We start from the raw sequence: 22,115 nt of genomic DNA, 5'->3' as shown, positions 1-22,115 counted from the left end.
AATGTACTCCATTCGGGCCACCTGGGTGGACCGGCGCGCCGCCCAACTTCTCGGGCGGTACGGGAGTTGAGTCTCCGCGATCTTCCCCCTTACGTGTCGCTCTTCACAGAAAGAGCAGAAACGGAACTATTCCCTTCGCCCATTTGTCCCTTCTGGGTGCAAGGTGAACGGATGAGCCATCAGGGGCTGGATCAGGGGTTGGAGATGCGCCACAGGCCGGATACCGACACGGACGAGCCGGAGGAGACGGAGAGCGGGAGGAGAAGGATCGACCTGAGTGTGGCTCAGGTCTCGGGCAGCGCCCTGGCCGCGGTCATCGCCGCCAAACTCGCCTCCACCCTCGGCGTGTACGGCACCATCCTCGGCGCCGGTGTGATCAGTGTCATCGCCACCTGCGGCGGTCCGCTCTTCCAGCACCTGTTCCGGCGCACCGGCGAGCAGGTCCGCGACGCGACAGTCGCCCACAAGCCGAAGGCCCGTCAGGTGCCGCTCGCGGCGGGGCCGCGGGACGACCGCACCCTGATGCTGGGGACGGTCCGGGCGCCCGCCCCGTACGCCGAGGAGCTCGGCGGGGAGTTCGGCACGGCGACCACCCACGGCACCCGGGTCCGCGGCTGGAAGCGCCCGGCGATCGCCGCCGCGCTCGTCTTCGGCGTCACCATGGGCGGCATCACCACCTACGAGCTCGTCTCGGGGCAGGACTTCAGCGGCAAGCAGGGCACCACCACGTTCGGATCCGTCGTCCGAGGCGGTGGCGGGTCGGACCGGGAGGCACCGCCGGCCGGGGGCGAGGACCGCCCGACCACGCCCTCCGGATCCGCCGACGGCACCGATCGGCCGGCCGACGGCACCGGCAGCCCCTCGACGGGCGCCACCCCGGCCCCGGGCGACCGGGGCGACGGGCAGAACGGCACCGCGACCCCCTCGCCCGAGCCGACGCCCTCGGACCCTGCCGGCGGCGAGCCGACGCCCACCCCGACGCCCACGGCCCCGACGACGGAACCGACCGCCCCGACCCAGGAGCCGACCACCGGGACGGTCACGCCGGAGACCCCGTCGGCCCCCGCCCCGGCGGGTGCCGGGGCGGAAGCCGAGTGACCGTCAGTCGCCCAGGACCCGGCGCAGGTAGTCGTTGGCGAAGAGCCGGTCCGGGTCGAGCCGGTCCCGCAGCGCCGTGAACTCGGCGAAGCGCGGATAGACCCCGGAGAAGTAGGCGGCGTCACGGGTGTGCACCTTGCCCCAGTGGGGGCGGCCCCCGTGCGCCGTCATGATGCGCTCCACCGCCGTGAAGTACGCGCGGTGGGGCGTGCCCTTGTAGAGGTGGACGGCGATGTACGCGGTCTCCCGGCCCGAGGCCGTGGACAGCGCGATGTCGTCCGCCGGGGCCGTCCGCACCTCGACCGGGAAGCTCACCTTGAGCGGTGAGCGTTCGACCATCGCCTTGAGCTCGCGCAGCGCGGCCACCGCCGCCTCGCGCGGAAGGGCGTACTCCATCTCCAGGAAGCGCACCCGGCGCGGCGAGGTGAAGACCTTGTACGGGATGTCGGTGTACGTACGGGCCGACAGCGCCCGGCTGGAGAGCTTGGCGATCGAGGGAATGACCGGCGGCACCGCGCGGCCCAGCGAGCACGCCACCTGGAAGAGCCCGTTGGAGAGCAGTTCGTCCTCGACCCAGCTGCTGACCCGGCCGGGGGGAGCGGCGGGGCCCGCGCTGCGGTTGTTGCGCTTGGTGTTGCAGTTGTCCGTGTGGGGGAACCAGTAGAACTCGAAGTGCTCGTTCTCCGCGTGCAGCGCGTCGAACTCCGAGGTGACCCGGTCGAAGGTCATCGGCTCCTCGCGGGCGGTGAGCAGGAAGACCGGCTCGACCGCGAAGGTGATCGCCGTGACCACGCCGAGGGCGCCGAGTCCGATCCGGGCGGCCGCGAAGACCTCCGGATTCTCCTTCGCCGAGCAGGTGAGGAGCTCGCCCGAGGCCGTCACCAGCTCCAGCTCGCGGATCTGCTCGGCTATCGAGGCCGAGTCACGGCCCGTGCCGTGCGTCCCGGTGGAGGTGGCGCCGGCGACGGTCTGCTCCATGATGTCGCCCATGTTCGTGAGCGACAGGCCCTCCCGGGCCAGCGCCACGTTGAGCCGCTTGAGCGGGGTGCCGGACTCGACCGTCACCGTCATCGACTCGCGGTCGATCCGCCGGATCCCGGTCAGCAGACCCGGCCGGATCAGAACGCCGTCGGTGGCCGCGATCGAGGTGAAGGAGTGGCCGGTACCGACCGTCTTCACCCGCAGCCCGTCCTCGGCCGCCCGGCGCACCGCCTCGGCGAGCTCCTCGGCCGAGGCCGGGCTCACCTCCCGCACCGGGCGGGAGGTGACGTTCCCCGCCCAGTTACGCCACGGGCTGTCCGCCGTCCTGACGCTGCCCGACCCCGCTGTCGTCGTCCCGCTCACGCTGCCCCTCCCGGTTCGGCGCCGGCCTGCGCAGCCGGCGGTGTCCGAGGAGACCCACCGCGACCGCGAGCGCGCCCGAGACGACGGGCACCACGTACCCCGCCTCTGCCCCCGACGCGTCGACCACCCAGCCGGCGGCCGAGGAGCCGAGCGCCACACCGATCGCGAGGCCCGTACCCGTCCAGGTCATGCCCTCGGTCAGCTTGGTGCGCGGTACGTGCGCTTCGACGAGGGCCATGGTGGTCACCATCGTCGGTGCGATGGACAGGCCCGCGACAAAGAGCGCCACGGCCAGCAACGGCAAGTTCCCGGCCAGTAGGAGGGGGATCATACTCACGGCCATCGCGCAGATGCCCAGGAGCCAGCGACGGGACGGCTCGCTCTTCAGGTGGAGCAGTCCGAAGACGGCGCCGGCCAGACCGGAACCCAGCGCGTAGACGGCCAGCACGAGACTGGCGGCGGCCTTGTGGCCCTGCTCCTCGGCGAAGGCCACGGTCACCACGTCGACCGAGCCGAAGATGGCGCCGGTGGCGACGAACGCGAGGGCGAGCACCTGGAGGCCGGGGGAGCGGAGCGCGGAACCGGTCCTGGCGCCCTGCTGGGGGTGCGGGACGGGCTCGGTGGCACGCTGCGAGGTCAGCCAGAAGACGCCGACGGTCAGGAACACCCCGGCGAACAGCGGGCCGGCCTCGGGGAACCAGGTCGTCGACAGTCCGATCGAGAGGATCGGGCCGAAGATGAAGCACACCTCGTCGACGATCGACTCCCAGGAGTACGCCGTGTGCAGACGGCGCTCGTCGCCGCGGTAGATCTCCGCCCAGCGGGCCCGGGTCATCGCGCCGACGCTCGGCACACAGCCGATCACGGCGGTGAAGGCGAAGAGCGTCCAGTCGGGGGCCCGCTGCTGTACGCAGACGAGGAGGCCGGCGGCGGCCACGAGCGAGACCAGCGTCACCGGGCGGAGCACCCGGCGCTGCCCGTGCCGGTCGACGAGCCGGGAGACCAGCGGGCCGAGGACCGCGGCGGACGCCGCGAGCGTCGCGGAGAGCGCGCCGGCCAGCCCGTACCGGCCGGTGACCTGCGAGATCATGGTCACGATGCCGATGCCCATCATGGACAGGGGCATCCGGCCGAAGAACCCGGCGACGGAGAACGACGTGGTGCCTGGCGCCTTGAAGATCGCGCGGTAGGGACTGGGCAAGAGGCTCTCCGGATCTCCGTGCTTCGGAGCAGGCTCCGCGCGACGACTCAACACGTGTAATTAATAGCTAAAGCCTACGGTGTTGAACTCGATGGGTCATCCCTCTTTTCGGACCGGCGCCGGGACGTGACCGCCGGACGGGACCCGCTGCCCGTGACCACCGCCCGTGGCCGCCGGACGTGACCTCCGGTCGAGCGCCTCGGACGGGCCGCGCCGTTCCGTGCCGGGGGCGGGTGGGAGGATCGGTGCCATGTCCGATCAGCACGATCCCGCCCCGTACGACGCCCTGCTGCTGCTCTCGTTCGGCGGCCCCGAGGGCCCGGACGACGTGGTCCCGTTCCTGGAGAACGTGACGCGCGGCCGCGGCATCCCGAAGGAACGGCTCAAGGAAGTGGGGCAGCACTACTTCCTCTTCGGCGGCGTCTCCCCGATCAACGACCAGAACCGCGCGCTCCTCGACGCGCTGCGGACGGACTTCGCCGCCGCCGGCCTGGGGATTCCCGTCCACTGGGGAAACCGGAACTGGGCCCCGTACCTCACCGACACCCTCCGCGAGATGGTCACCGACGGCCGACGCCATATCGCCGTCCTCACGACCAGCGCGTACGCCTCTTACTCCGGCTGCCGGCAGTACCGCGAGAACCTCGCCGACGCGCTCGCCACCCTCGAAGCGGAGGGGCTCCCGCTGCCCCGCGTCGACAAGCTCCGGCACTACTTCAACCACCCCGGCTTCGTCGAGCCCATGATCGAGGGCGTCCTCGCCTCCCTCGCCGAACTCGACCCGGCCCTCCGCGCCGGGGCCCACCTCGCCTTCACCACCCACTCCATCCCCGACTCCGCCGCCGACTCCTCGGGGCCGGTCACCGAGCACGGCGACGGCGGGTCCTACGTCCGCCAGCACCTCGACGTCGCCCGGGTGATCGCCGACGCCGTCCGCGAGCGGACCGGGAACGACCACCCCTGGGAGCTCGTCTACCAGTCCCGCAGCGGAGCCCCCCACATCCCGTGGCTGGAGCCCGACATCTGCGACCACCTGGAGGCGCTGCACGTGGCCGGGGCGCCCGCGGCCGTCATGGTCCCCATCGGCTTCGTCTCCGACCACATGGAGGTCCTCTACGACCTTGACACCGAGGCCACCGCCAAGGCCGCCGAACTCGGCCTGCCCGTCCGGCGCTCGGCCACCGTCGGCGCCGACCCGCGCTTCGCGGCCGCCGTCCGTGAACTCCTCCTGGAACGGGCCGCACACGAGCGGGGCGCACGGGCCGAGCGGTGCGCGCTGGGCGCCCTTGGCCCCTCCCACGACCTGTGCCCGATCGGTTGCTGCCCGGCCAGGGCGGAGCGCCCGGCGGCGGCCGGCGCCGACAGCCCGTACGCGTAAGAGACTCCCGCGACCGAGATGGCCGACGACGTGACCGAAAGGACCGACGTGACCGACCCGCTGCTCACCGAACTGCTCGACCTCGCCGTGGAGGCCGCACGGCGGGCCGGAGCGCTGCTGCGCGACGGCAGGCCGGACGACCTGGCCGTGGCGCAGACCAAGACGAGCCCCATCGACGTCGTCACCGAGATGGACATCGCCGCCGAGAAGCTGATCACCGGCTTCCTCGCCGACCACCGCCCACAGGACGGTCTCCTCGGCGAGGAGGGCGCGTCGAGCCCCGGCACCAGCGGGGTCCGCTGGGTGATCGACCCGCTCGACGGCACCGTGAACTACCTCTACGGACTGCCCACCTGGGCGGTCTCGATCGCGGCCGAACGGGACGGCGAGACCGTGGTCGGCGTCGTCGAGGCCCCGATGCGCGGCGAGACCTACCGGGCGGTCCTCGGCGGCGGCGCCTACGCGGACGGCCGCGCCCGGGCGGACGAGCGGCGCCTCGCCGTCCGTCCCTCGCCCCCGCTCGACCAGGCCCTCCTCGGCACCGGCTTCGGGTACATCCAGGCCCGGCGGGCCCACCAGGCGGACGTCGCCCAGCGGGTGATCCCGCGCGTACGCGACATCCGGCGCGGCGGCTCGGCCGCGATCGACCTCTGCGACGTGGCCGCCGGCCGCCTGGACGCCTACTACGAGCGGGGCCTCAACCCCTGGGACCTCGCCGCCGGCGCCCTGATCGCCCGCGAGGCGGGCGCGCTGACCGGTGGGCGCCCCGGGGAGCCGGAGTCCGGCGAACTGGCCCTGGCGGCGTCTCCGGGCCTCTTCGAGCCCCTCCAGGAGATCCTGGAGGACCTGGGCGCCTGGCACGACTGACGGACGCGTGAGGGCCCCGGTGCCGGGAACGGCGCCGGGGCCCTCACGTGTGTACGGGTCGGATCGGTGGAACGGGCTGGGCTGCGGGTCGGTCGGGGTCGGGTCGGACAGCGGGTCGGTCGGGTCAGACGCCCGGCACGGCTACCTCCACGCCGTGCTCGGCGGCCAGCCGGTGCAGGTCCTCGAGCTCCGCCTGCTCCACCTCCGCCAGGTAGTCGTCGCCCGTCTCACGAGCCCGCGTGAGGTCCGTCTGCGTGGTCCTGATGCGGTGCAGCAGGCCTGCGGTGAAAGCGTCCATCGTGCGCCCCCTCGTCATGGGTCCGGTGGCACGGGGGTGTGCCGAGGGTGGGTGGATCACACACTGCGGTCTCTGGGGGACAGAGAGCGGTAGGTGGCGCGCCACATACAGGGCGTGATCACGGGGTGTGCAGTCGTCTTCCCCAGCCCCTTCCTCAGAGAAACCTCAACTGGCCCGAGAATCCGGTGAATTCTTCGATCCGGCCCCGCGCCCCGTCTCGCGCGATCGCGGACCCCCCGCCCGCCCGGAGCCCCCGCACCGCCGCCTTACAGCCGGTTTACGCGCGTACGGGGCAGGATGGACACGCACAGTCAGTGCTCTGGTTTTCAGCCGGTCCGCCTCAGGACCACAGCTCAACGGGAAGGATGTACGACGTGCGCGTACTCGTCGTCGAGGACGAGCAGCTGCTCGCCGATGCGGTGGCCACCGGACTGCGCCGGGAGGCCATGGCCGTCGACGTCGTGTACGACGGCGCCGCGGCCCTGGAGCGCGTCGGGGTGAACGACTACGACGTCGTCGTCCTCGACCGCGACCTTCCCCTCGTCCACGGTGACGACGTCTGCCGCAAGATCGTGGAGCTGGGCATGCCCACTCGCGTGCTGATGCTCACCGCCTCCGGCGACGTCAGTGACCGGGTCGAGGGCCTCGAGCTCGGCGCGGACGACTACCTGCCCAAGCCCTTCGCCTTCACCGAGCTCACCGCGCGCGTGCGCGCCCTCGGCCGGCGGACCAGCGTGCCGCTCCCGCCCGTCCTGGAGCGCGCCGGCATCAAGCTCGACCCGAACCGCCGCGAGGTCTTCCGCGAGGGCAAGGAGGTCCAGCTCGCGCCGAAGGAGTTCGCCGTCCTGGAGGTCCTCATGCGCAGCGAGGGCGCCGTCGTCTCGGCCGAGCAGCTTCTGGAGAAGGCCTGGGACGAGAACACCGACCCGTTCACCAACGTCGTCCGCGTCACCGTCATGACCCTGCGACGCAAGCTCGGCGAGCCGCCCGTCATCGTGACGGTCCCCGGCTCCGGGTACCGGATCTGAACGCGATGCCCGCCACCGCAGTGCCTCACCCCCACGCGCCCCCGAAGCCCGCCTGGGACCCCAGGGACCCGGTCAGGCCCCTGCTGCGCCCGACCATCCGGATACGTCTCACGCTGCTGTACGGCGGGATGTTCCTGATCGCGGGCATCCTGCTGCTCTCGATCATCTACCTGTTCACCGCGCAGGCGCTCACCCACAGCGTCTCCGAACTGCCCTTCAAGGTCGTCCGGGGCGAGGTCCAGCCCACCACCTCGTGGTGCGATCTGCCCGCGCAGGGCACCGGGGAGCAGCTCAACCAGGCGGTCTCCGTCTGCCTCCGGTACCAGAGCGACCGGGCCCTGGAGGACCTCCTGCGCCGTTCGCTCTTCGCCCTGCTCGGACTGAGCATCATCGCCTTCGCCTTCGGCTACGCCATGGCGGGACGGGTGCTCTCGCCGCTCGGCCGGATCACCCGGACCGCCCGCCAGGTGGCCGGCTCCGATCTGTCCCGGCGGATCGAGCTGGACGGCCCCGACGACGAGCTCAAGGAGCTCGCCGACACCTTCGACGAGATGCTGGAGCGCCTGGAGCGGGCCTTCACCGCCCAGCAGCGGTTCGTCGCGAACGCCTCGCACGAGCTGCGGACCCCGCTCGCGATCAACCGCACCCTCCTGGAGGTGCACCTCTCCGACCCGGGCGCGCCGGTGGAACTCCAGCAGCTCGGCAAGACGCTGCTGGCCACCAACGAACGCAGCGAGCAGCTCGTCGAGGGTCTGCTGCTGCTCGCCCGGAGCGACAACCAGATCATCGAGCGCAAGTCCGTCGACCTCGCCGAGGTCGCCGAGCGGGGCGTCGACCAGGTCCACGCCGAGGCGGAGGCCAAGGGCGTCGAGATCCGGGGCGAGCGCGCGCCGGCGGTCGTCCAGGGCAACGGCGTCCTGCTGGAGCGGATCACGCTGAACCTGCTCCAGAACGCCGTCCGGTACAACGTGGCGGAGGGAGGCTGGGTGGAGGTGACGACCGAGACCGAGCACGGCCAGGCGATCCTGACCGTCTCGAACACGGGTCCCGTGGTCCCCGCGTACGAGATCGACAACCTTTTCGAGCCGTTCCGGCGGCTCCGGCAGGAGCGGACCGGCAGCGACAAGGGCGTCGGCCTCGGCCTGTCGATCGCGCGGTCCGTGGCCCGTGCCCACGGCGGCCGTATCATCGCGGAGCCCCGCGAAGGAGGCGGTCTCGTGATGCGCGTCACTCTGCCGATCTGACACACTGCACGAGCCGACCCGGTTCCGTTCGCTTTGCGCGGAATTCCGTGGGCCCGATTCTGAGACGCTCATGTGTGATCGATCACAGGAGAGGGTGTCCGGACATCCACTCTCCGTAACGGAGAAATCCCCGTGAAAACCCGGAAAAGTCCGGGTTTCCCGGGCGTGGATTGACGGGAAGTACACGGGGTGGCGCCTGCAAGGGGCGCCCGTCGGACCGTGTACGGTCCGGTTCGCCACCCGAAGCCGATCACTCGCGAGAGGACGGAACGGGTGTCGATTGAGTAACAGACCTTGATGTGAGGCAAAATCTCCGCCTCAGGTCGGGCACAAGTCCGACCTCTCACGCGTTACGTGCGCTGGAGACACCGCAACCACCCAGAGGGGGAGAGCGACATGGCAACGGACTACGACACCCCACGCAAGACCGACGACGACGTCGATTCGGACAGCCTTGAGGAACTGAAGGCCCGCCGGAACGACAAGTCGACCTCGACCGTCGACGTCGACGAGTTCGAGGCCGCCGAAGGCCTGGAGCTTCCCGGCGCCGACCTCTCGAACGAGGAGCTGGCCGTCCGGGTCCTGCCCAAGCAGGCCGATGAGTTCACCTGCATGAGCTGCTTCCTCGTGCACCACCGCAGCCAGCTGGCCAGGGAGAAGAACGGCCAGCCCATCTGCCGCGACTGCGACTGAGACCCTCGGTCGTGGCAGGCGACACACCGTCCCGGAAGCGGCGTCTGAGGCTCCCTGGGAGCCCGAAGACGTACAAGGGCGGCTCGGGCCCGGCAGAGGGTGCCCAGGAGGCCCCTGAAGCCGAGCACGCCGCCTCCCCGCCCTCCCTCGGCGTACGTGACGACGAGCGAGGCCTCCCGGCCTCGCTCGAGGCCGTCACCGAGCCGGACCCGGCGCAGCTGCCGGTGGTGCGGGAAGCGGGACGGAGCGACGCGCTGGACGAAGCGGGGAACGACGAGACACAGCGGGACGGGCGCTTCGGCGCCGTCAAGCGGCTCGCCAATCCCGCGCGCGCCCAGCTCGACAGGATCAAGATCGACTCCGACCGGATCGACGCCGTCCGGCGCGGCGTCGCGCAGGGCGTCCGCCAGGGCGTGAAGCGCGGCGGAGACAGCGCCAAGGCCGGCATCGGCCATCTGGCCGACCGGTTGATCGACCTCGCCCCGCGGATCCCCGTCCGCGATCTGGCGACCCTGCGCAAGCAGTTTCCCGGGCTCGGCCCCGAGGAGCTCGCCGACAAGCTCGTCGCGGGTGCGGCGAACGCGAGCTCGACCGTGGGTGCCAGCATCGGTGCCGCCGCCATGCTCCCCGTACCCCCGGCCATGCCGGCGGAGCTCGCGGCCGAGATCACCGGCGTCGCCGCCGTGGAACTCAAACTCATCGCCGAACTGCACGAGGTCTACGGGCTGCGGCCCCCCGGCCGGCTCACCCAGCGTTCGGCGGCCTATCTGACCTCCTGGGCCGAGGAGCGGGGCATCGACCCCACCAAGCCCACCACCGTCAACGCGGCGCTCGGCGGACAGCTCAAGCGCGAGCTGCGCCAGCAGATCATGAAGCGCATGGTGCGCAACCTGCCGAACCTCACGCCCTTCATGGTCGGCGCGGCGGTCGGCGCGGTCATGAACCGCCGCGACACCAAGAAGCTCGCGGGCCACATCCGCAAGGACCTGCGCAACCGCCAGGTCCCCTGGGACTCCCTCCGGGAGCTGCCCCCGCTGGAACAGCCGGAGAACCCGAAGGAACTCGGGTTCTAGCCGGCCTCCTCGGCCCGCTCAGTCCTGGGCGTCCGCACGGACGGCGTCCAGGGCCGCCACCAGCGCCTCCGGCTCACGGCTGGAGAGGTACACGTACGGCGTCGGGTCCGACGGGTCCGTCACCTCGACGCGCACCGCCCGGGTCACATAGCCGCGCATCAGCATGAACGCGCGCGGGTCGGCCTTGTACGTGCGCCACGCGCGCGCCTCCTCCGCGTCGAGCGCCTCGGCCTCGCCCAGCGCCGAGACCGGGATCCGCGCGTCGCCCGCCACGAGCGAACCGGCCACCACCCGGATCCGGGCGGAGCCGTACGAGGACACCGCCGCACCGGCGAGCACCGCCACCACGATCAGACCGCCCAGCATCGGGACCGTACCCAGCGGGACCATGATCAGGCCGCCGGAGAGACCGAGCAGACCCGCGATGAACCACCAGGAGCGGGGCGCCGTCAGCCGCTCGTCGAAGAGCGGTGCGGCGGAGGGGGCGGGGGAGGGGGCGGGGGACGATGCGGAAGGCTGCATGCGTCCAAGCTTGGCACGGCGCGACCTGCGCCCATCCGCGCGGGTAAGGTCTGCGGCTGTGACTGGAACATCTGCCGCCCTCACCCCGCCGGCCGACGCCATACCGCCGGTACGCCACCCCGACGCGCCGGCCCCCGGCGAGCTGCTCGGTTCGCACTACGAGTACTGCTTCGGGTGCGGCGGCGGGCAGCCCCACGGCCTCCACCTGGAGGCGCGCGCGGGTGAGGGCGTGACCGTCACCGCCGAGTTCACGGTGACCCCCGACCACCAGGGCGCCCCCGGCCTCGCGCACGGCGGCGTGCTCGCCACCGCGCTCGACGAGACCCTCGGCTCCCTGAACTGGCTGCTGCGGGTCATCGCCGTGACCGGACGGCTCGAGACCGACTTCGTCCGGCCCGTCCCGGTGGGCACCGTGCTCCACCTGGAGGCCGCGGTGACCGCCGTGCGCGGCCGCAAGATCTTCTCGACCGCCGTCGGCCGGATCGGCGGGCCCGAGGGCCCCGTCGCCGTCCGCGCCGAGGCACTCTTCATAGAGGTCAAGGTCGACCACTTCATCGACAACGGCCGCCCGGAGGAGATCCAGGCCGCCATGTCCGACCCCGACCAGGTCCGGCGCGCCCGCGCCTTCGAGGTGAACCCCTGATGAGCAACCCTGTCGACGTACTGATCCGGCGTGTGGACCCGGACGTGCCGATCCCGGCCTACGGCCACCCCGGTGACGCCGGGGCGGACCTGGTCACCACGGAGGCCGTCGTGCTGGCCCCCGGGGAGCGCGCCGTGCTGCCCACCGGGATCTCCATCGCGCTCCCGGACGGGTACGCGGCCTTCGTGCACCCGCGCTCCGGACTCGCCGCCCGCTGCGGAGTGGCGCTCGTGAATGCCCCGGGGACGGTGGATGCCGGGTACCGTGGAGAGATCAAGGTGATCGTGGTCAATCTCGACCCGCGCGAGAGTGTGCGGTTCGAACGATTCGATCGGATTGCCCAACTTGTCGTCCAACAGGTCGAGAAGGTGCGCTTCCACGAGGTGGCGGAGCTTCCCGGCTCGGCGCGGGCCGAGGGGGGCTTCGGGTCCACCGGCGGTCATGCCGCCGTGGACGGCACAACGGGTGGGAATCGATACGCTTCGGTCGTATCCGACCGGGAAGGACAGTGACGTGTTCGGACGTCGCAAGAAGAGCGGTGCCGCAGAGGACGCGGCGGGCGAGGCCGAGCAGGTCGTCGACGCGGTGGACGGCGAGGACGCGGACGACGCGGCCCCGCGCCGTGTGAACCTTCCGCCGGCGCCCCGGCCCGACGGACCCTGGGACATCTCCGAGGTCGGCAAGCCCGAGGACGGCCGTGTCGACCTGGGCGGCGTCTTCGTCCCCGGGGTCGAGGGCATGGAGCTGCGGGTGGAGGTGGCGGGCGACGCGATCGTCGCGGCCACCGTCGTCCTGCGTGACAGCGCCGTGCAGCTGCAGGCCTTCGCCGCCCCCAAGAACGAGGGCATCTGGGGCGAGGTCCGCGACGAGATCGCCACGGGCATCGTCCAGCAGGGCGGGGTCATCGACGAGGTCGAGGGTCCGCTTGGCTGGGAGCTGCGCGCGCAGGTCCCCGTCCAGCTGCCGGACGGCAACCGCGGTGTGCAGCTGGTCCGCTTCGTGGGTGTCGACGGACCCCGCTGGTTCCTGCGCGGAGTGATCTCCGGGCAGGGTGCGGTCCAGCCCGAGGCGGCCGGTCTCCTGGAGCAGATCGTCCGGGACACCGTGGTCGTCCGCGGCGACGGCCCGATGGCCCCGCGCGACCCGATCGTCCTCAAGCTGCCGAACGACGCGCAGATGGTGCCGGACGGCGTGCAGCAGGAGGAGCAGGAGAGCTCCCGCTTCTCCGGCGGCATGGGTCAGCTCCAGCGCGGTCCGGAGATCTCCGAGATCCGCTAGTACGCGCTCGGGGGTGTACGGCCTGATCGCCGGGACACCCTGCTCCGGGGTGTGCGGCCTGATCGCAGGAACACCTCGTAGGACCGGTGGGCCTCAGGGCACGCCGCGCACTCGCCAGGGCCGATGGGCCGCTTTCCGTACGACACGTACGGGAAGCGGCCCATCGGTCGTTTTCCACAGGTTCCGCCCACGGGCCCTGGCCCTGGGACCCGGCCGCGGACCATACTGGCGGGCACATGTTCGAGGAGGGGGAGCACAGGGTGAGTGAGAGCAGCACGCGGTCCGCGACGGCCGTCGCCGAGGACCCGGCCGGCCTGCCGATGGTCCGCGTGGAGAACCTGCGCCGTTCGTACGGCACCGGGGAAGCAGCCGTCCACGCCCTGCGCGGGGTCTCCTTCGACATCCCGCGCGGCGAGCTCGTCGCGCTCAAGGGCCGCTCCGGCTCCGGCAAGACGACGCTGCTCAACCTGGTCGGCGGCCTCGACAGCGCGGACGGCGGGTCGATCGTCATCGACGGCGTCGACCTCGCCACCCTCGGCGAGAACGGACTCCTGGAGCTGCGCCGCGACCGGATCGGCTTCATCTTCCAGTCCTTCGGGCTGCTCCCGATCCTCTCCGCCGCCGAGAACGTGGGCGTACCCATGCGGCTGCGCAAGGCGGACCCGAAGGAGCGCGAGGAGCGGGTGGCCCTGCTCCTCGGCCTGGTGGGCCTCGCCGACCACGCGAACCAGCGGCCCGGCGAGCTCTCCGGCGGGCAGCAGCAGCGCGTCGCCATCGCCCGCGCCCTCGCCAACAAGCCGGCGCTGCTCATAGCCGACGAACCGACCGGACAGCTGGACCAGGAGACCGGCCTCGCCGTCATGCAGCTGCTGCGCGCGGTGGTGCGCAGCGAGGGCTGTACGGCCCTGGTCGCCACCCACGACCCGCAGCTCCTTGGCCTGGCGGACCGGGTTCTCGAACTCAGCGACGGCGAGATCATCGAGCACTGACGCGGCACGGCCGGTCCCTGCCGCGGCGGCCGGTGCGGTCCGACATCAGAAACACGTCAAGACCGCTCCGGCCCCCTCCCCGCGTACGGAATGTCCGATTGGCTGGACGTATGGTCGTGCCATGGGACGCGGCAAGCTTCGGATATACCTCGGCGCTGCGCCGGGCGTCGGCAAGACCTACGCCATGCTCTCCGAGGGGCACCGGCGGGTGGAGCGCGGCACGGACTGCGTCGTGGCGTTCGTGGAGCATCACGGACGGCCGCGCACCGAGGTCATGCTGCACGGCCTGGAGCAGGTGCCGCGCCGCACCCTGGAGTACCGGGGGACCGCCTTCACCGAGATGGACATCGACGCCGTCCTGGAGCGGCGTCCCGCCGTCGCGCTCGTCGACGAGCTCGCCCACACGAACGTGCCCGGCTCCCGCAATCGCAAGCGGTGGCAGGACGTCGCCGAGCTGCTCGCGGCCGGCATCGACGTCATATCGACCGTCAACATCCAGCACCTGGAGTCGCTGGGCGACGTGGTCGAGGCGATCACCGGCGTACGGCAGCGGGAGACCGTCCCCGACGAGGTGGTGCGCCGGGCCGACCAGATCGAGCTGGTCGACATGTCGCCGGAGGCCCTGCGCCGCCGGATGGCCCACGGCAACGTCTACACCTCGGACAAGGTCGACGCGGCCCTCTCCAACTACTTCCGCCCCGGCAACCTCACCGCCCTGCGCGAGCTGGCGCTGCTCTGGACCGCCGACCGGGTCGACGAGTACCTCCAGCAGTACCGGGGCGAGCACAACATCCGCTCCACCTGGCAGGCCCGTGAGCGCATCGTCGTCGGCCTGACCGGCGGTCCCGAGGGCCGCACCCTCATACGGCGCGCCACCCGGCTGGCCGAGAAGGGCGCGGGAGGCGAGGTCCTCGCCGTCTACATCGCCCGCAGCGACGGCCTCACGGCCGCCTCGCCCAAGGAGCTGGCCGTCCAGCGCACCCTGGTCGAGGACCTGGGCGGAACGTTCCACCATGTCATCGGCGACGACATCCCCTCCGCACTCCTGGAGTTCGCCCGCGGGGTCAACGCCACGCAGATCGTCCTCGGCTCCAGCCGCCGCCGCACCTGGCAGTACATGCTCGGCCCCGGTGTCGGCCAGACCGTGGCCCGGGAGTCCGGGCCCGACCTCGACGTCCACATCGTCACCCACGGCGAGGTCGCCAAAGGCCGTGGCCTCCCGGTCGCCCGGGGTGCCCGCCTCGGCCGCTCCCGGATCATCGGCGGCTGGGCGGTCGGCGTCGCCGGACCCGTCCTCCTCGCCCTGCTCCTCACCCATGTCGACGCCGACCTCGGTCTCGCCAACGACATGCTGCTCTTCCTGGCCCTCACTGTCGCGGCGGCCCTGCTCGGCGGATTCCTGCCGGCGCTCGCCTCCGCCGCGGCCGGCTCCCTCCTCCTCAACTGGTTCTTCACCCCGCCCGTCCACCGGCTCACCATCGCCGACCCCAAGAACATCGTGGCCATCGCCGTCTTCCTCGGCGTCGCCATGTCGGTCGCCTCCGTGGTCGACCTGGCCGCCCGGCGCACCCACCAGGCCGCCCGGCTGCGCGCCGAGTCCGAGGTGCTCTCCTATCTCGCCGGCAGCGTGCTGCGCGGCGAGACCAGCCTCGACGCCCTCCTCGAACGGGTCCGCGAGACCTTCTCCATGGAATCCGTCGCCCTCCTGGAGCGGGTGGACGACGTCGAGCCCTGGACACGGGCCGCCAGCGTCGGCCCCCACCCGGCGGCCCGGCCCGAGGACGCGGACGTGGACATGCCGGTCGGCGACCACCTGGCCCTCGCCCTGTCCGGCCGGGTGCTGCCCGCCGAGGACCGGCGCGTCCTCGGCGCCTTCGCCGCCCAGGCCGCGGTCGTCCTCGACCGCCAGCGGCTCGTGGGCGAGGCGGAGGAGGCCCGTAAGCAGGCCGAGGGCAACAAGATCCGCACCTCCCTGCTCGCCGCCGTCAGCCACGACCTGCGGACCCCCCTCGCCGGCATCAAGGCCTCCGTCTCCTCCCTCCGCTCCGACGACGTCGAATGGTCCGAACAGGACCGCGCCGAACTCCTGGAGGGCATCGAGGCCGGCGCCGACCGCCTCGACCACCTGGTGGGCAACCTCCTCGACATGTCCCGCCTCCAGACCGGCACCGTCACCCCGCTGATCCGTACCGTCGACCTCGACGAGGTCGTCCCGATGGCGCTCGGGGGAGTGCCCGACGGAAGCGCCGAGCTCGACATCCCCGAGACACTGCCCATGGTCGAGGTCGACAAGGGCCTCCTGGAGCGGGCCGTCGCCAACATCGTCGAGAACGCCGTCAAGTACAGCCCCGGGGGCATACCCGTGGCCGTCGCCGCCAGCACCCTCGGCGACCGCGTCGAGCTCCGGGTCGTGGACCGCGGCCCCGGTGTCCCCGACGAGGCCAAGGACGGCATCTTCGAGCCCTTCCAGCGCTTCGGCGACGCCCCGCGCGGCTCCGGCGTCGGCCTGGGCCTCGCGGTCGCCCGCGGCTTCGTCGAGGCCATGGGCGGGACGCTCGGCGCCGAGGACACCCCGGGCGGCGGCCTGACCATGGTGCTCACCCTCAGGGCCGCGCGGGGCGGACCGCCGGCATCGGCCCCCGACCTCCCGGCGCACGCCGTGACCTGAACCGGCCGCCCCGAGGCGCACCACCCGCCCCCGCCCCGAGGCGCGCCACCCGACTCCGTCCCGAAGGGCGTCCCGGTTCGTTCCCGTACCCCGCGCGCCGCCCCCTCCGCTCCCGTACTGTCTTGCTCCCGCCCGCACGGGCGACCGAAGAAGGAAGGTCCCCCTCCATGACCCGGGTTCTCGTGGTCGACGACGAGCCGCAGATCGTCCGTGCCCTGGTGATCAACCTCAAGGCACGGAAGTACGAGGTCGACGCCGCGCACGACGGTGCCACCGCCCTCCGGCTCGCCGCCGAACGCCACCCCGACGTCGTCGTGCTCGACCTCGGTCTCCCCGACATGGACGGCGTCGAGGTCATCAAGGGCCTGCGCGGCTGGACCCGGGTGCCGATCCTGGTCCTCTCGGCCCGGCAGACCTCCGACGAGAAGGTCGAGGCGCTCGACGCCGGCGCCGACGACTACGTCACCAAGCCCTTCGGCATGGACGAGCTGCTCGCCCGGCTGCGCGCCGCCGTCCGCCGCGCCGAGCCCGTCGGCGGCGCCGAGGACGGGGTCGTGGTCGTCGAGACCGAGGGCTTCACCGTCGACCTCGCGGCGAAGAAGGTCCACCGCGACGGCCGGGACGTCCGGCTCACCCCCACCGAGTGGCACCTGCTCGAAGTCCTGGTCCGCAACAGCGGCCGGCTGGTCAGCCAGAAGCAGCTGCTCCAGGAGGTCTGGGGGCCCTCGTACGGCACGGAGACCAATTACCTCCGGGTGTACATGGCGCAGCTCCGCCGCAAGCTGGAGAGCGATCCCTCCCACCCGCGGCATTTCGTCACCGAACCGGGCATGGGCTACCGCTTCGAACGCTGAACCGGCGGCCGTTCGGGGTCAGGTCCCGGTGAGGGCGGTGGCCGGTACGCTTTCTGTATGAGTGCTGCACCACGTACAGAGAAGCCGGCCGGTAGGTTCCGCCGGATGCTCGACCGGCTCTCCTCCTCGCCGGAGGACCTGGAGTCGGAGGAGCTCCAGGAGGACGCCGAGGCGTCGGGGTGCACGCGTATCTGCGACTGCTCCGACCGCCAGATAGTCAAGGTGACTGGTACCTTGCGCACGGTCACGCTGCGTCCCCGCGCCGGTGTGCCCGCGCTGGAGGCCGAACTCTTCGACGGCACCGCACCGCTCGACGTCGTGTGGCTCGGCCGGCGCTCCATCGTGGGCATCGAGCCGGGCCGCAAGCTGATCGCCTCCGGCCGGATCTCCATGAGCCACGGCCGGCGGGTCCTCTTCAACCCCAAATACGAGCTCCGACCGCTCGGACAGGAGTAGCCGGTGACGTCCCTCGACAAGCCGACCACCACGGATCAGGACGCCCAGGCGTCGAAGGAGGTCACCGAGGCCGCGCTGTTCGAGGCCTTCGGCGGCCTGCGGGGCATGGTCGAGACGGTCGTGCCGGGCCTGCTGTTCGTCACGATCTTCACGATCAACAAGAACGTGCAGATCTCCGCGATCGCCGCCCTCGCGGTGTCGCTGGTCCTGGTCGCCGTCCGGCTCATCCGACGGGACACCGTGAAGCACGCCTTCAGCGGCGTCTTCGGTGTCGCCTTCGGTGTCGTCTTCGCGATGATGACGGGCAACGCCAAGGACTTCTACCTGCCGGGCATGCTGTACACCCTGGGCCTCGCCCTCGCGTACATCGTCACCGCGCTCGCCGGGGTCCCGCTGATCGGCCTGATCCTGGGCCCGGTCTTCAAGGAGAACCTCTCCTGGCGGACCCGTAACCCGGGCCGGAAGAAGGCGTACACGAAGGCGAGCTGGGCCTGGGGCCTGATCCTGCTCGGCAAGTGCGCGATCCTCTTCCCGATGTACTGGTGGGCCGACACGACCAAGTTCGGCTGGGTGCTCGTCGCCCTGAAGATCCCGCCGTTCCTGCTCGCGGTCTACCTCACCTGGGTGTTCCTCGCGAAGGCTCCGCCGCCGATCGACGTCTTCGCCGAGATGGAGGCCGAGGAGCTCGCCGAGAAGGAGCGCAAGGCGGCCGCCGCCGCGGCGCAGAGCCACCCGGAGGCCTGAGACGGCACGAGGAGGGGCCCGGACCTGGCGAACAGGTCCGGGCCCCTCCTCGTACACCCGCCACTCGGGCCCGCGTACGGGCCGGTGCTCAGGACTCCGTCGGCTCGCGGCGGACCTGCAGCAGGTCCTCCAGCTGCTCCTCGCGGGCCTGCGCGGCCACGAACAGCAGCTCGTCGCCGGCCTCAAGGGTCTCCTCGGCGCTCGGCGTGAGCACCCGCGAACCGCGGATGATCGTCACCAGCGAGGTGTCCTGCGGCCAGGCCACGTCCCCGACCGCAGTGCCGGCGACCGCCGACTCCGGCGGGAGCGTCAGCTCGACCAGGTTCGCGTCGCCGTGGCTGAAGCGCAGCAGCCGGACGAGGTCGCCGACGCTCACCGCCTCCTCCACCAGGGCCGACATGAGACGCGGGGTCGAGACGGCCACGTCCACGCCCCAGGCCTCGTTGAACAGCCACTCGTTCTTCGGGTTGTTCACCCGGGCGACGACCCGCGGCACGCCGTACTCGGTCTTGGCGAGCAGCGAGACGACCAGGTTCACCTTGTCGTCGCCGGTCGCCGCGATCACCACGTTGCAGCGCTGGAGCGCCGCCTCGTCGAGCGAGGTGATCTCACAGGCGTCGGCGAGCAGCCACTCCGCCTGCGGCACCCGCTCCACCGAGATGGCGGTCGGCGCCTTGTCGATCAGCAGGACCTCGTGACCGTTCTCCAGCAGCTCGCCCGCGATGGAACGGCCCACCGCACCCGCGCCCGCAATAGCGACACGCATCAGTGACCGCCCTCCTCGGGACCCTCGGCGAAGGCCTCCTCGACCTTCGCGATCTCGTCCGTACGCATCATCACGTGCACCAGATCACCTTCCTGGAGCACCGTCTGCGAGGTCGGCAGAATCGCTTCGCCCAGCCGGGTGAGGAAGGCGACGCGGACTCCGGTCTCCTCCTGGAGCCGGCTCACCTTGTGGCCGATCCAGGCCGGAGAGGTGTGCACCTCCGCGAGCTGCACGCCCCCGCTCGGGTCGCGCCACAGCGGTTCCGCGCCCGAGGGCAGCAGCCGCCGCAGCATCTGGTCGGCGGTCCAGCGGACCGTCGCGACCGTCGGGATGCCGAGGCGCTGGTAGACCTCGGCGCGCCGCGGGTCGTAGATCCGCGCCGCCACGTTCTCGATGCCGAACATCTCGCGGGCGACCCGCGCCGCGATGATGTTCGAGTTGTCGCCGCTGCTCACCGCGGCGAACGCCCCCGCGTCCTCGATGCCGGCCTCACGCAGCGTGTCCTGGTCGAAGCCCACGCCCGTGACGCGCCGACCGCCGAAACCCGACCCCAGACGACGGAAAGCCGTCGGGTCCTGGTCCACGACCGCGACGGTGTGCCCCTGCTGCTCCAGGGTCTGCGCGAGAGCGGCTCCCACTCGCCCGCAGCCCATGATGACGATGTGCACGTCCCCTTACCCCGCACTCCTGATCGTCTTACTGACCTGCGAAAACACCCTGCTCACAACTTTCCTCACCCGATGCGCCCGGGTCGCGGCGGGCGACACCCTGCCGGGTCACCCGGTCCGAGCTTAAGCGGCAACGTTGGCCGGGACCGCATCCGAGGTGGTAGTCAGGGAGATTCCGTGCCTATCGGGGGTGCCGGTGCGCGTGGCTGTTTTCGAACGCTTACGATCCTCTCCGTGTCCAAACTGACCGACCTTCCCAAACGGATCCTGATCGGGCGGGCCCTGCGCAGCGACAAGCTCGGAGAGACCCTCCTCTCCAAGCGGATCGCCCTCCCCGTCTTCGCCTCCGACCCGCTGTCCTCGGTGGCGTACGCACCGGGCGAGGTGCTGCTCGTTCTGTCCGTGGCCGGTCTGTCGGCCTACCACTTCAGCCCGTGGATCGCGCTCGCGGTCGTCGTCCTGATGTTCACGGTCGTCGCCTCGTACCGGCAGAACGTCCACGCGTACCCGAGCGGCGGCGGCGACTACGAGGTCGCCAACACCAACCTCGGGCCGAAGGCCGGACTGACCGTCGCGAGCGCCCTGCTCGTCGACTACGTCCTGACCGTCGCCGTGTCGATCTCCTCGGGCATCGAGAACCTCGGCTCCGCGATCCCCTTCGTCGTCGAGCACAAGGTGGCCTGCGCCGTCGGCGTGATCGTGCTGCTCACGGTGATGAACCTGCGCGGCGTGAAGGAATCGGGATCGCTCTTCGCGATCCCGACGTACGTCTTCGTCGCCGGCGTCTTCATCATGATCGCCTGGGGCGCGTACAAGGGGATCGTCCTCGACGAGACCATGAGGGCGCCCACCGCCGACTTCGAGATCAAGCCCGAGCACGAGGGACTCGCGGGCTTCGCGCTCGTCTTCCTGCTGCTCCGCGCGTTCTCCTCCGGCTGTGCCGCGCTCACCGGCGTCGAGGCCATCTCCAACGGTGTCCCCGCCTTCCGCAAGCCCAAGTCGAAGAACGCCGCCACCACGCTCGCCCTCATGGGCGGCCTGGCCGTCACGATGTTCTGCGGCATCATCTTCCTGGCCATGGCCACCGACGTCCGGATGGCCGAGAAGCCGGCGCAGGACCTGCTGGTCAACGGCCAGCCGGTCGGCGAAGGCTACGTCCAGGACCCGGTCATCTCCCAGGTCGCGGCCGCCGTCTTCGGCGACGGAACGTTCTTCTTCATCCTGCTCGCCGCCGCCACCGCGCTCGTCCTCTTCCTGGCCGCCAACACCGCGTACAACGGCTTCCCGCTCCTCGGCTCGATCCTCGCCCAGGACCGGTACCTGCCGCGCCAGCTGCACACCCGCGGCGACCGCCTCACGTTCTCCAACGGCATCGTGCTCCTCGCCGGTGCCGCCGCCCTGCTCGTCTGGGTCTACGGGGCCGACTCGACCAAGCTGATCCAGCTGTACATCGTCGGCGTCTTCGTCTCCTTCACCCTCAGCCAGACCGGCATGGTCCGGCACTGGAACCGGCACCTGAAGACCGAGCGGGACCCGGCCAAGCGCCGCCACATGATCCGCTCCCGCGCGATCAACGCCTTCGGCGCCTTCTTCACCGGCCTCGTCCTCGTCGTCGTCCTCGCCACCAAGTTCACCCACGGCGCCTGGGTCGCCCTGCTCGGCATGGTGATCTTCTACGGGACGATGTCCGCGATCCGTCGGCACTACGACTCGGTCGCGGCCGAGATCGCCGCCGCCGAGGAACGCCCCGACGAGTACGTGCGCCCCTCCCGGGTCCGCTCCATCGTCCTCGTCTCCAAGCTCCACAAGCCCACCCTCCGCGCACTGGCCTACGCCAAGCTCATGCACGCGAACGAGCTTGAGGCGCTGACCGTCAACGTCGACCCGGTCGAGACGAAGGCACTCAGGGAGGAGTGGGAGCGGCGCGGCATCAACGTCCCGCTCAAGATCCTCGACTCCCCGTACCGCGAGATCACCCGCCCGGTGATCGAGTACGTCAAGAACATCCGCCGGGAGAGCCCGCGCGACGCCGTCTCCGTCTACATCCCGGAGTACGTCGTCGGGCACTGGTACGAGCACCTGCTCCACAACCAGTCCGCGCTCCGCCTCAAGGGCAGGCTGCTCTTCACGCCCGGCGTCATGGTGACCTCCGTCCCCTACCAGCTCCAGTCCTCCGAGGCCGCCAAGAAGCGGGCCAGGAAGCGCCAGGAGTGGAACGCGCCGGGCTCGGTCCGCCGCGGCCCGGTGGAGAAGGGCCACAAGGAACCGGCGGCGAAGAACAACTAGCGCCGCCGCATACCGGG

At 71.4% G+C, this 22,115-nt stretch carries 22 protein-coding genes; 16 read left to right on the top strand and 6 right to left on the bottom strand.

All coding sequences use genetic code 11. The annotated features are described in order from the left end of the window. Positions 1 to 204 precede the first annotated feature (204 nt). Positions 205 to 1,098: a hypothetical protein gene (locus IF00_RS0124800; RefSeq protein WP_037638998.1), complete on the top strand. Its 894-nt coding sequence runs from the start codon at positions 205 to 207 to the stop codon at positions 1,096 to 1,098. Positions 1,099 to 1,101: 3 nt separating this feature from the next. Here the strand turns inward: IF00_RS0124800 and IF00_RS0124795 are convergent, their stop codons facing one another. Both IF00_RS0124795 and IF00_RS0124790 read right to left on the bottom strand, forming a co-directional pair. Continuing rightward, complete coding sequence (locus tag IF00_RS0124795; protein ID WP_051820600.1) at positions 1,102 to 2,442, bottom strand: D-arabinono-1,4-lactone oxidase; 1,341 nt, start codon at positions 2,440 to 2,442, stop codon at positions 1,102 to 1,104. Beyond that, positions 2,381 to 3,643, bottom strand: coding sequence for an MFS transporter (locus tag IF00_RS0124790; protein ID WP_037638996.1), 1,263 nt, complete (start codon positions 3,641 to 3,643; stop codon positions 2,381 to 2,383). The genes IF00_RS0124795 and IF00_RS0124790 overlap by 62 nt, the downstream gene beginning before the upstream one ends. A gap of 250 nt (positions 3,644 to 3,893) precedes the next feature. On the opposite strand from IF00_RS0124790, the gene IF00_RS0124785 reads away from it, so the two are divergent. Together IF00_RS0124785 and IF00_RS0124780 are read left to right on the top strand one after the other, a co-directional pair. Further along, positions 3,894 to 5,021 (top strand): ferrochelatase, encoded by a 1,128-nt coding sequence (locus IF00_RS0124785; RefSeq protein ID WP_030321548.1) that lies wholly within the window; start codon positions 3,894 to 3,896, stop codon positions 5,019 to 5,021. A 48-nt stretch (positions 5,022 to 5,069) separates the two neighbouring features. Then, complete coding sequence (locus IF00_RS0124780) at positions 5,070 to 5,888, top strand: inositol monophosphatase family protein (protein WP_030321545.1); 819 nt, start codon at positions 5,070 to 5,072, stop codon at positions 5,886 to 5,888. A gap of 124 nt (positions 5,889 to 6,012) precedes the next feature. Here the strand turns inward: IF00_RS0124780 and IF00_RS46195 are convergent, their stop codons facing one another. Then, entirely contained in the window at positions 6,013 to 6,186 is a 174-nt protein-coding gene (locus IF00_RS46195) for a hypothetical protein (RefSeq protein ID WP_167346881.1), read from the bottom strand. Between the two features lie 374 nt (positions 6,187 to 6,560). Between IF00_RS46195 and IF00_RS0124770 the strand changes: the two genes are divergently transcribed. From IF00_RS0124770 to IF00_RS0124755, 4 genes are all read left to right on the top strand, one after another. After that, a complete protein-coding gene (locus tag IF00_RS0124770; RefSeq protein WP_030146958.1) occupies positions 6,561 to 7,214 on the top strand; it encodes a response regulator transcription factor in 654 nt (217 codons plus the stop codon). Positions 7,215 to 7,219: 5 nt separating this feature from the next. Beyond that, positions 7,220 to 8,458: a sensor histidine kinase gene (locus tag IF00_RS0124765; protein ID WP_030321543.1), complete on the top strand. Its 1,239-nt coding sequence runs from the start codon at positions 7,220 to 7,222 to the stop codon at positions 8,456 to 8,458. 396 nt (positions 8,459 to 8,854) lie between these two features. Continuing rightward, positions 8,855 to 9,151: a DUF4193 domain-containing protein gene (locus IF00_RS0124760; RefSeq protein ID WP_003955561.1), complete on the top strand. Its 297-nt coding sequence runs from the start codon at positions 8,855 to 8,857 to the stop codon at positions 9,149 to 9,151. 11 nt (positions 9,152 to 9,162) lie between these two features. Then, positions 9,163 to 10,224: a hypothetical protein gene (locus tag IF00_RS0124755; protein WP_030321541.1), complete on the top strand. Its 1,062-nt coding sequence runs from the start codon at positions 9,163 to 9,165 to the stop codon at positions 10,222 to 10,224. Positions 10,225 to 10,242: 18 nt separating this feature from the next. Here the strand turns inward: IF00_RS0124755 and IF00_RS0124750 are convergent, their stop codons facing one another. After that, on the bottom strand, positions 10,243 to 10,746 hold the full coding sequence (locus IF00_RS0124750) for a DUF3093 domain-containing protein (RefSeq protein WP_030321540.1): 504 nt from the start codon (positions 10,744 to 10,746) through the stop codon (positions 10,243 to 10,245). A 58-nt stretch (positions 10,747 to 10,804) separates the two neighbouring features. Here IF00_RS0124750 and IF00_RS0124745 point away from each other — a divergent pair, with 58 nt between their 5' ends. The 8 genes from IF00_RS0124745 (at position 10,805) to IF00_RS0124710 (ending at position 18,378) form a co-directional block, all read left to right on the top strand. Next, on the top strand, positions 10,805 to 11,389 hold the full coding sequence (locus IF00_RS0124745) for a PaaI family thioesterase (protein ID WP_030321537.1): 585 nt from the start codon (positions 10,805 to 10,807) through the stop codon (positions 11,387 to 11,389). Then, the gene (dut, locus tag IF00_RS0124740; protein ID WP_030321535.1) at positions 11,389 to 11,901 is read left to right on the top strand and encodes a dUTP diphosphatase; all 513 of its coding nucleotides are present in this window, start codon (positions 11,389 to 11,391) and stop codon (positions 11,899 to 11,901) included. Before IF00_RS0124745 ends, dut begins: the two co-directional genes overlap by 1 nt. Before the next feature lies 1 nt (position 11,902). Then, positions 11,903 to 12,667: a DUF3710 domain-containing protein gene (locus IF00_RS0124735; RefSeq protein WP_030321532.1), complete on the top strand. Its 765-nt coding sequence runs from the start codon at positions 11,903 to 11,905 to the stop codon at positions 12,665 to 12,667. A 236-nt stretch (positions 12,668 to 12,903) separates the two neighbouring features. After that, positions 12,904 to 13,656, top strand: a complete 753-nt coding sequence (locus IF00_RS0124730) for an ABC transporter ATP-binding protein (protein WP_030321529.1) — start codon at positions 12,904 to 12,906, stop codon at positions 13,654 to 13,656. A 121-nt stretch (positions 13,657 to 13,777) separates the two neighbouring features. Further along, complete coding sequence (locus IF00_RS0124725) at positions 13,778 to 16,324, top strand: sensor histidine kinase (RefSeq protein ID WP_030321528.1); 2,547 nt, start codon at positions 13,778 to 13,780, stop codon at positions 16,322 to 16,324. 167 nt (positions 16,325 to 16,491) lie between these two features. Further along, the gene (locus tag IF00_RS0124720) at positions 16,492 to 17,178 is read left to right on the top strand and encodes a response regulator (RefSeq protein WP_030321525.1); all 687 of its coding nucleotides are present in this window, start codon (positions 16,492 to 16,494) and stop codon (positions 17,176 to 17,178) included. 57 nt (positions 17,179 to 17,235) lie between these two features. Beyond that, positions 17,236 to 17,634, top strand: a complete 399-nt coding sequence (locus tag IF00_RS0124715) for an OB-fold nucleic acid binding domain-containing protein (protein WP_073906407.1) — start codon at positions 17,236 to 17,238, stop codon at positions 17,632 to 17,634. A gap of 3 nt (positions 17,635 to 17,637) precedes the next feature. Then, a complete protein-coding gene (locus tag IF00_RS0124710) occupies positions 17,638 to 18,378 on the top strand; it encodes a DUF3159 domain-containing protein (RefSeq protein ID WP_030321522.1) in 741 nt (246 codons plus the stop codon). 88 nt (positions 18,379 to 18,466) lie between these two features. Here IF00_RS0124710 and IF00_RS0124705 read toward each other — a convergent pair whose 3' ends face one another. Both IF00_RS0124705 and IF00_RS0124700 read right to left on the bottom strand, forming a co-directional pair. Next, a complete protein-coding gene (locus tag IF00_RS0124705; RefSeq protein ID WP_030321521.1) occupies positions 18,467 to 19,144 on the bottom strand; it encodes a potassium channel family protein in 678 nt (225 codons plus the stop codon). Beyond that, the gene (locus tag IF00_RS0124700) at positions 19,144 to 19,812 is read right to left on the bottom strand and encodes a potassium channel family protein (RefSeq protein WP_030321520.1); all 669 of its coding nucleotides are present in this window, start codon (positions 19,810 to 19,812) and stop codon (positions 19,144 to 19,146) included. The genes IF00_RS0124705 and IF00_RS0124700 overlap by 1 nt, the downstream gene beginning before the upstream one ends. Positions 19,813 to 20,046: 234 nt before the next feature. On the opposite strand from IF00_RS0124700, the gene IF00_RS0124695 reads away from it, so the two are divergent. Further along, a complete protein-coding gene (locus IF00_RS0124695) occupies positions 20,047 to 22,098 on the top strand; it encodes an APC family permease (protein WP_030321518.1) in 2,052 nt (683 codons plus the stop codon). Positions 22,099 to 22,115: the final 17 nt, after the last annotated feature.

The sequence above is a fragment of the Streptomyces flavochromogenes genome, assembly GCF_000717595.1.
Taxonomy (GTDB): domain Bacteria; phylum Actinomycetota; class Actinomycetes; order Streptomycetales; family Streptomycetaceae; genus Streptomyces; species Streptomyces flavochromogenes.
Note: the sequence above shows the minus strand (reverse complement) of the source record. Positions and strands in the feature narration are given on the sequence as shown.